This is a genomic window from Clostridium sp. (assembly GCF_051650885.1).
GTDB lineage: Bacteria > Bacillota > Clostridia > Clostridiales > Clostridiaceae > Clostridium.
Window position 1 is genome coordinate 1 of the sequence record NZ_JBOFRG010000254.1, and the last position, 8,702, is coordinate 8,702.

The 8,702-nt window shown below is 28.8% G+C and carries 10 protein-coding genes and 1 riboswitch; all 10 genes read left to right on the forward strand.

Annotated elements, in window-relative coordinates:
* Window positions 1-433 (forward strand): AAA family ATPase (locus ACRC28_RS12090; RefSeq protein WP_438543700.1); only part of this gene is annotated, 433 nt, incomplete at its 5' end.
* Window positions 420-857 carry a hypothetical protein gene (locus ACRC28_RS12095; RefSeq protein WP_438543701.1) on the forward strand — a complete coding sequence of 146 codons (438 nt, stop codon included), beginning with the start codon at window positions 420-422 and terminating at the stop codon, window positions 855-857. The genes ACRC28_RS12090 and ACRC28_RS12095, both read left to right, overlap by 14 nt.
* Before the next feature lie 316 nt (window positions 858-1,173).
* A complete protein-coding gene (locus tag ACRC28_RS12100; protein WP_438543702.1) occupies window positions 1,174-1,455 on the forward strand; it encodes an NINE protein in 282 nt (93 codons plus the stop codon).
* A gap of 27 nt (window positions 1,456-1,482) precedes the next feature.
* A complete protein-coding gene (locus ACRC28_RS12105) occupies window positions 1,483-2,016 on the forward strand; it encodes a hypothetical protein (RefSeq protein ID WP_438543703.1) in 534 nt (177 codons plus the stop codon).
* Window positions 2,017-2,116: 100 nt separating this feature from the next.
* Window positions 2,117-2,761, forward strand: a complete 645-nt coding sequence (locus tag ACRC28_RS12110) for an ABC transporter permease (RefSeq protein ID WP_438543704.1) — start codon at window positions 2,117-2,119, stop codon at window positions 2,759-2,761.
* Window positions 2,762-2,764: 3 nt separating this feature from the next.
* Window positions 2,765-3,661 (forward strand): glycine betaine ABC transporter substrate-binding protein, encoded by an 897-nt coding sequence (locus ACRC28_RS12115; protein ID WP_438543705.1) that lies wholly within the window; start codon window positions 2,765-2,767, stop codon window positions 3,659-3,661.
* Window positions 3,662-4,393, forward strand: coding sequence for an ATP-binding cassette domain-containing protein (locus ACRC28_RS12120; RefSeq protein WP_438543706.1), 732 nt, complete (start codon window positions 3,662-3,664; stop codon window positions 4,391-4,393).
* A gap of 108 nt (window positions 4,394-4,501) precedes the next feature.
* Window positions 4,502-4,667, forward strand: a riboswitch (M-box (ykoK) riboswitch).
* A 170-nt stretch (window positions 4,668-4,837) separates the two neighbouring features.
* A complete protein-coding gene (locus ACRC28_RS12125; RefSeq protein WP_438543707.1) occupies window positions 4,838-6,574 on the forward strand; it encodes an ABC transporter permease in 1,737 nt (578 codons plus the stop codon).
* A 16-nt stretch (window positions 6,575-6,590) separates the two neighbouring features.
* Window positions 6,591-7,895, forward strand: a complete 1,305-nt coding sequence (locus tag ACRC28_RS12130) for an ABC transporter ATP-binding protein (RefSeq protein WP_438543708.1) — start codon at window positions 6,591-6,593, stop codon at window positions 7,893-7,895.
* Between the two features lie 88 nt (window positions 7,896-7,983).
* On the forward strand, window positions 7,984-8,702 hold a 719-nt coding region (locus tag ACRC28_RS12135), incomplete at its 3' end, for an acyltransferase (protein ID WP_438543709.1).

Sequence of the window (8,702 nt, forward strand, 5' to 3'; positions counted from 1 at the left end):
CGAAATATCACTTCATCCAGAATGGCAACAAAAAATAATTCATGTATATGAAAGTATAGGTGAAAATAACCAATTAATCATAGCAACGCACTCACCACATATAATTGGAGATATTGAGGCAAAACAACTTAGAGTCATAAAAAAAGATAATTTAGGAATAAATGTAGTTGATAATGATAAATTATCAGAGACTTATGGGAAAACTATAGGTGACATATTGAGTACGACTATGAGCTTAGAAAGCTTAAGAAATGAAAATATAACAGAAAAATTAAATAAGATATACTCTCTATTAAATCAAAATTTATATGAAACAAAAGAATTTAAAGAAATATTTAATTATTTAAGAAAGTATTTAGGTGACTTAGATAAAGATATTATGAGAATTAGATTGGATATTTCTATAAGGAATAAGAAAAATGCTAAAGGTTAGGAAAGGAAATGAACCAGAGTTTCTATTAGAATTTAAAAGAAAAAATAAACCTAAGACATGGGATGATTATAACAATTTGATAGTTTCTTGTAATGAAAAAAATAGTTGTGGTTCATATAAGGGAAATAAATATAATGATAAATTTCTTAATCCAATAGTAGATGATTTAGATGAATATATTGATTATAATATTGCAAGTGGAGAAATTATACCTAAAGAGAAGGATGAAAGAAGTATTAAGTATTTAAGAGCAAAGTATACAATTGATATTTTAAATTTAAATAGCTATGAGTTAAGAAGTGCTAGAGCAAATTTAATTGATATCTTGAGTGTATATGAGGGAGAAAATAAAAAATACATTCAATTCTTTTTAGATGATAGACATAATTTTCCTAGTTTGATTAAGATTTATATGAGCATATAATCAAGACAAAAAGAAATGTAGAAATGCATTTCTTTTTATTATGCAAAAAAATATTATAAAAAGAAAAAATATCCATATGAAATAATTAGTCTAATATAACTATTAGTAAGAAAATATCTGTTTAATTAGTAAGGAACTAAGAAAAGCATAAAAATAATGAAAAGGTAGAAAAATATGTGGATTATAAATATTTATATGATACAATGGACAAGCTTAAATATGCAAAGCAAATTAAGAGACTGTAATAAAGTTAATTTAAGGATATATTGAGAAAAATATGAGAAGTTAAAACTAAAGATGATTGGAGATTGAAAAAATGTTTTGTAAAGATTGTGGAAAAGAAATAAGTAGTAATGCTGTAATGTGTCCAAACTGTGGTGCACCTATGGCTACAGTAGGAGAGAAGAGTAAGGTGGCAGCAGCTTTACTATGCTTCTTTTTAGGTGGTTTTGGAATTCATAGATTTTATGTTGGTAAGATTGGAACTGGTATTATAATGTTATTTACTTTAGGGTGTTTTGGTATATGGACACTTATAGATTTTATAATGATTTTATGTGGAGCTTTTAAAGACAAGGCTGGAAATAAATTAAATTAAGTTTTGTTGAAGTGTGTAGGAGGGTAAATGGATTATATATTACAAATTATATTAGCAATTATTATTTATAATTTTTTAAAGAAAAAAGGCTTAAATAAAGGATATAACATAGCTTCATTAATTATGGCAATAGTCATAGTATTTGTAGCAAATTCGTATCGTGGACAAGATATATATAATTCTGACTATAATAAGGTGTTTGGAACTCACTATAGTGATACATGGCTTATATTATCAGTGCTTGCTGGAATAGTTACTTTTACAGTTGCGGCTTTATTGGCAAAAGGAATGGGTGAAAAAATAGCAGATGAAGATGATGATAAGCCGGAATTTCTATATTTTATATCATTACCTTTAATAGGTGGAGTTATTTTATCAGGTGCAGTTTACCTTTTATTTGGATTAAGTGCTTTTCCATTTTGTTTTATAGGACCATTTGGATTGATAACAGTAATTGTAATAACCTTGATTTTTATAAAGTGTAAAGATGATGAAATAGATATTTCTAATGAAGAGCAAGATTTAAATGAAAATAAAGATAATAATGAATTAAATAAATAGTGTAAAGATAAGGCAAACTAAAATTTTTTAGTTTGTCTTATTTTTTTCAAGTAACTATTAGAAGATTTATGAATAGCTTAAATAAGAAGGAGAACTTTATGTGGGAGGGGTACTTATAGGAGAGTTAATTGATTTATATGTAAGTAGAAGTGATTTTTTTATTGAGCTTGTATTAGAACATATTAAGATTTGTTTTATAGCAATTTTTCTTGCAAGTGTAATTGGTGGAGTGATAGGGATTTTTATAAATGAGTTTAAGAAAGCATCGGCTGTTGTTTTAGGAGTAACTAATTTTGTTTATACTATTCCATCTATTGCGCTTTTAGGTTTTCTTATTCCTATATCAGGGATTGGGAATAGGAGTGCAATTATTGCTCTTACTATTTATGGACTTTTGCCTATGATAAGAAATACTTATGCAGGGCTTAGGGAGGTTGATAAAGAGATTATTGAAGTGGCTAAGGGAATGGGGAGTACTAGGTTTCAAATTCTTTATAAAATTAAATTACCTTTGGCTTTAGGTGTGATTATAGCAGGTTTTAGAAATATGGTTGTTATGACTATTGCTTTAGGAGGAATTGCATCTTTTATTGGAGCTGGAGGACTTGGAGTTTGTATTTATAGGGGGATAACTACAAATAATACTCTTCTAACTATTGCAGGAAGTCTTTTAATAGCAGTTTTAGCAATAGTGTTTGATTTTATTATAGGTGTAATACAAAAAAGGTATAGCGTGGAGGGGTAATTAATGAGAGGTATAAAAAAAATAAGTATAATTTTAAGTTGTATATTTTTAGGAATTATTTTAAGTTCTTGTGGGAAAAAAGAAGAAACTATAAAAATTGCAACAAAGCCAATGACAGAACAGTTTATTTTAAGTGAAATGCTTAAACTTATAATTGAGGAAAAAACTGACTTAAAGGTAGAGATAACTAAGGGGATTGGTGGAGGAACAAGTAATATTCATCCTGCAATTGTTAAGGGGGATTTTCATATGTATCCTGAGTATACAGGAACAGGATGGAGATTTGTTTTAAAGGATAATAGGAATTTAGAAGATAAGGAATTGTTTGAAGAATTAAAAAAGAGATATGAAGAAGAATATAAATTAACATGGACAAACTCCTATGGATTTAACAATAATTTTGGGTTAGTTGTAAGACGTGATATAGCAGAAAAGTATAATATAAAAACTTATTCTGACCTTTCTAAGTATTCAAAGGATTTAACTTTTGGTGCAGAATATGATTTTTATGAAAGAGAAGATGGATATGAGGGGCTTAAAAAGGAATATGGATTTAATTTTAAGAAAACTGTAGATTTAGATATAGGGTTAAAGCATAAGGCAATAAATGAAAAGAAGATTGATGTAATGAATGTTTTTACAACTGATGGAGCTTTGACTACTTCTGATGTAGTTCTTTTAGAGGATGATAAAAAGTTTTATGATACTTATTATTGCAGTACAATTGTTAGATTAGATATTTTAGAAAAACATCCAGAGCTTAAAGAAGCTTTAGCATTAATGGATAATATTATAAATGAAGAGGAAATGGCAAAGTTAAATTATAAAGTTGAAGGTGAAGGAAAAGGAGAAGAAGAGGTAGCTTATGAATTTTTAAAGGAAAAAGGAATAATTAAGTAAATGAAGATAATTGAATTTAAAAATGTAAGTAAAGGTTACAAGGGAAAGATTGCTTTAAAGGATATAAATATTTCTATTGAAGAAGGTGAGTTTGTAACAGTTATAGGAACATCAGGCTCAGGCAAAACTACTTTTATAAAGCTTATTAATGGACTGCTTAAAGAAGATGAAGGTGAAGTTTTAATAGAAGGAAATAGAGTTAGTGAAAAAGGGTTTGAATTAAAGAGAAGAGGTATTGGATATGTAGTTCAAAGTATCTCGCTTTTTCCACATTTAAAAATTGAAAAAAATTTGACTTATGTTCTTGATTTAGAGAAAAAGATAAGTAAGAAGGAAAAGGAAAAAAGAGTAGAAGAGGTTTTAAGGATTATAGGATTAGAAAAAGAGGTTTTAAAAAAGTATCCTAGAGAACTTTCTGGTGGAGAAAGACAGAGAGTTGGAATTGGGAGAGCTTTAATAAATAATTCTAAAATTCTTTTAATGGATGAACCTTTTGGAAATGTAGATGAAATAACGAGAAAAACTCTTCAAGAAGAGATTTTAAAAATATATGATGAAAGAAAAATAACTATAATTTTTGTAACTCACGATATAAGAGAAGCTATGAGGCTTGGAACTAGGATAATTGTTATGGATAAAGGTAAAATAGTACAAGTTGGGGGAAAAGAAGAAATATTAAATAACCCTAAAACAGAATTTGTAAAAAAGTTAGTAAAAGAAAGTAAATGGTAAAGATATTAATTTAAATTAAACTTTTTAAACAGAAAAGCAAAGATGTTGACTTTACAAAATTTAAAAACTATAATTTTAAGTGAAAGTTAATTAAATTAAACTTTTAAAAAATAAATATTTTAGGGGAGGCTCCTATATTAGATAAATGCTACTGCTCAGAAACATCGAAAGATGCCAATGAGTCAACAGGTATTGCCGAGTTAAGGCTTTACTTAACGTAGCTGAGTTTAGCTCAAAGCTATATAGTGCTAAAACCATGGTACAAGATTTTTTTAAGATGATTGTTATAGGTTTTTAGGAGTATATTCTAAAAACCTTTTTTTATTTTTATAGTCTTAGTACTTATAGTATGTACATAATTAGGAGAAACTAAAGGAGGAGATTGATAGATGGATACAGATGGAGGCGAGTCTATACGGAAATAACTAAAGGAGAAGAAAAAATATGAATATGCAAAAATCAGTAGTTGATAGAAAGTTTGGAATAATAGATATTTTAATTTTTGTAGCGATAGCAGCAGTTCTTGTTTTAGCTTTAACACCAGCTATAAATGGTCATGTAAATCCAAGCGATGTAGGAAGTACAATATCTATTAAAATAAGTAATATTCCAGTATATATGTTAAAGTCAGTTGGAAGAATGGCAGCAGCTTATGTTTTATCATTAATTTTTACATTAATTTATGGGCATATAGCAGGACATAATAAAAAGGCAGAAAAGGTAATGATACCAATTATAGATATACTTCAATCTATACCAGTGTTATCATTCTTACCAGCTGTATCACTTGGACTTATGGCATTATTTCCAAGTCATAATATAGGAATAAACTTAGCAAGTATAGTTCTTATATTTACAAGTCAAGCTTGGAATATGACATTTAGTTTTTATAATTCAGCAAAAACTTTACCAGAGGATTTAAGTCAAGCATCAGATGTATTTAGATTAAATAAATGGCAAAAGTTTAGAAAGCTTGAGCTTCCATTTGGAATGATGGGGCTTGTATGGAACAGTATGATGTCTTGGGCAGGAGGATGGTTCTTCCTTATGACTTGTGAAATGTTCACCTTAAATGGTAAAACTTATGCACTTCCAGGAATAGGTTCATACCTTCAAGAAGCAGCAGATAAAGGCGATATAAAAGCCTTAGTAATAGGGATTTTATCATTAATTGTAGTAATAGTTTTATTAGACCAACTTATATGGAAGCCTTTAAATGTTTGGGCAGATAAGTTTAAAATGGAACTTACTCAAACTGAAGTACCTCATTCAGCACTTTTAACTCTTTTAAGAAGATCAGCTGTAGTTGGATTTATTATGGATAATATAGTAGATAAAATTGGAGAGATTTTTGGTGAAAAGCTAGATAGAGTTATTGATAAATATGAAGCTGCAAAGAAAGAACGTGCAAGTGAAGGAAAGAAAAGTATAATAAGAGTAATTATAAAATGGGCTATTAGAGTAATTGGAATAATAATTTTAATTTATTTAGGAATAAAAGCAAGTAAATTATGTATGGAATTAACAGCAAAAGAACTTTTAAGTCTTTTCCCAGCAGTTGGAGCAACATTCTTAAGAGTTGTTGCAGCACAAATTATTGCATTAATTTGGACAGTTCCAGTTGGAGTTTTAATTGGAATGAATAAAAAACTTGCAAAAATCTTGCAGCCTTTGGTTCAAATAGCAGCGTCAGTTCCTGCAACAGCAGTATTTCCAGTTCTTTTATTATTTTTAATAAATAAAATTGGTGGATTAAATATTGCAGCAGTAATTCTTATGTTACTTGGAACACAGTGGTATATCTTATTTAATGTTATTGCAGGGGCAATGGCTATACCAGAAGATTTAAAAGCTGCAGCAAAAACTTATGGTGTAACAGGATTTAAAAAATGGAGATATCTAATACTTCCATCAATATTCCCATACTTAGTTACAGGAATGATTACAGCAGCAGGTGGATGTTGGAATGCAAGTATAGTTGCAGAGTATGTAACCTTTAATGGAAAAACAGTAACTACAACAGGACTTGGAGCACTTATTTCAGAGTCAACAGCAAATGGAAACTTTGCAATGCTTTTAATGGCAACACTTACTATGGCAATTGTAGTTGTAATATTTAATAAACTTGTATGGAATAGATTATATAAATTAGCAGATGAAAAATTTAAAATGGAAATTTAAGACGGAGGTGGATTAAATGAAAAGTACAAAGGAATTTATTAAAGTAGATAGTATAGTAAAATATTTTGGAGATTCAGATAAGCCAACATTAGATAACGTAAATTTAACTATAAATGAAGGTGAATTTGTAGCAATACTTGGTCCATCAGGTTCTGGTAAAAGTACCCTTTTAAGAATAATGACAGGACTTATTAAAGCAGATGAAGGTGAAGTAATTTTAGATGGAAAAAAGGTTAATGAAGTAAGTTCAGCAGCGGCTATAGTATTTCAAAGCTTCGCACTTTTTCCATGGCTAACTGTACGTGAAAATGTTGAGCTTGGACTTAAAGTAAAAGGCTTTCCAAAGGATTATACAAAAGATAAGGCAGAAGAACTTATAAGCCTTATAGGACTTGATGGTTTTGAGGAAGCTTATCCAAAGGAATTATCAGGAGGAATGAGACAAAGGGTTGGATTTGCAAGAGCATTAGCAGTTGAGCCAAAGCTTCTTTGTTTAGATGAACCATTTTCAGCACTTGATTATTTAACAGCAGAAAACTTAAGAACAGAGCTTGTAGACCTTTGGATGGAAAAAAGAATGCCGATTAAAAGTATAATAATGATTACTCATGGTATTGAAGAAGCTGTACTTATGGCTGATAAAATAATCATGCTTAGTAAAAAACCAACACATGTGGCAGGAGAAATAGAGATTAATCTTCCACATCCAAGAAATAGAAAATCACCAGAGTTTGAAAAGTTAGTAGATAAGGTTTATAAGCTTTTAATTGAAGGAAAACTTGAAGATCAGGAAGTTGTACCAGCAGATGATATTCCAAAATCTGAAAAAGGTAAAGTTACAAGACCAGTAGCTATTCCTTATTCACATGTTGGAGTTATGGAAGGGCTTTTAGAACTTATTGATGATAACGGTGGAAAAATGGATATCTATCAATTAGGTGGAGACTTAATGATGGAAATAGATGATTTATTCCCAAATATCGAAGGAATATCAATGCTTGGCTTTGCAGAAGTAAAGGAAGGGGATATATTTATAACACCTCTTGGAAAAGAATTTGTTGAACTTGATAAAGAAGAGAGTAAAGATTTATTTAAAGATCAAATAGAAAAGATTTCTACATTTAAGGTTATATTAAATGTATTAAACAATAAAGCAAATAAAAAAATGAAAGAAGAATTCTTTAAAGAACTATTCAAAAAATACTTTAGTGCAGATGAAGTAGAAGAAATGATGGATATAATAATTGACTGGGGAAGATATGCTGAGTTATTTTACTATGACCATGATGCAGAAGAATTATATCTTGAAGAAGAAGAATAAAAAAATTGCCGTGTAGGCAATTTTTTTTTAACATATAAAAGGAAGAAAATGTATAATATAGGTATATATAAATTTTTTAGGAGTTAAAATGAAAAGAGAACAAAATATTGATTTACTAAAGGTGATATGTTGCTTTTTAGTAGTAGTCGTACATTCAGTAGCACCCTATTTATTAAAGGGGATAAGTATGGGAAGTGCTGACTTAAATGCAACAATTCCAATATCTATTATAGGAAGAATTGCAGTCCCTATATTTGTAATGATAAGTGGTGGATTTTTAATTAAGGAATATAAAAATAAAAAAGAGTTCTATAAGAAAAGACTTCCAAGGGCAATAGGAGCAATTGTAATTTGGAATATTGTATACATCTTGTTTAGAGTGGGATTAGATCCAAGCTTTAACATAGGAACTATTTTTAAAGAAATCCTTATGGGGGGAGCATCTATTCATTTATGGTATCTATATTTATTAGTATTACTTTATATACTTACACCATTTATTGTAGATATAAAAAATAAAATGAGTGATAAAACATTTAGGAATGTGAGTATAGTGGTTCTTATTATAGGATTTGTATGTGAACTTCTACGAGCAAAAACAGGATTTTTGAATATTCCTTTGTACTATCCAGTTGAATTTTTAGGATATTTTTTAATTGGAAAAGTTATAAAGGATATAAAAATTAAGAATAGTACACCATTTTTGATTTTATTTATCCTTTCTTTAGTAGTTGGAAGTGGATTATCAATATACTTTAAAGAATTAGGAAATCCACTATTTATGTATTTTCATACAAGCCTAAATCC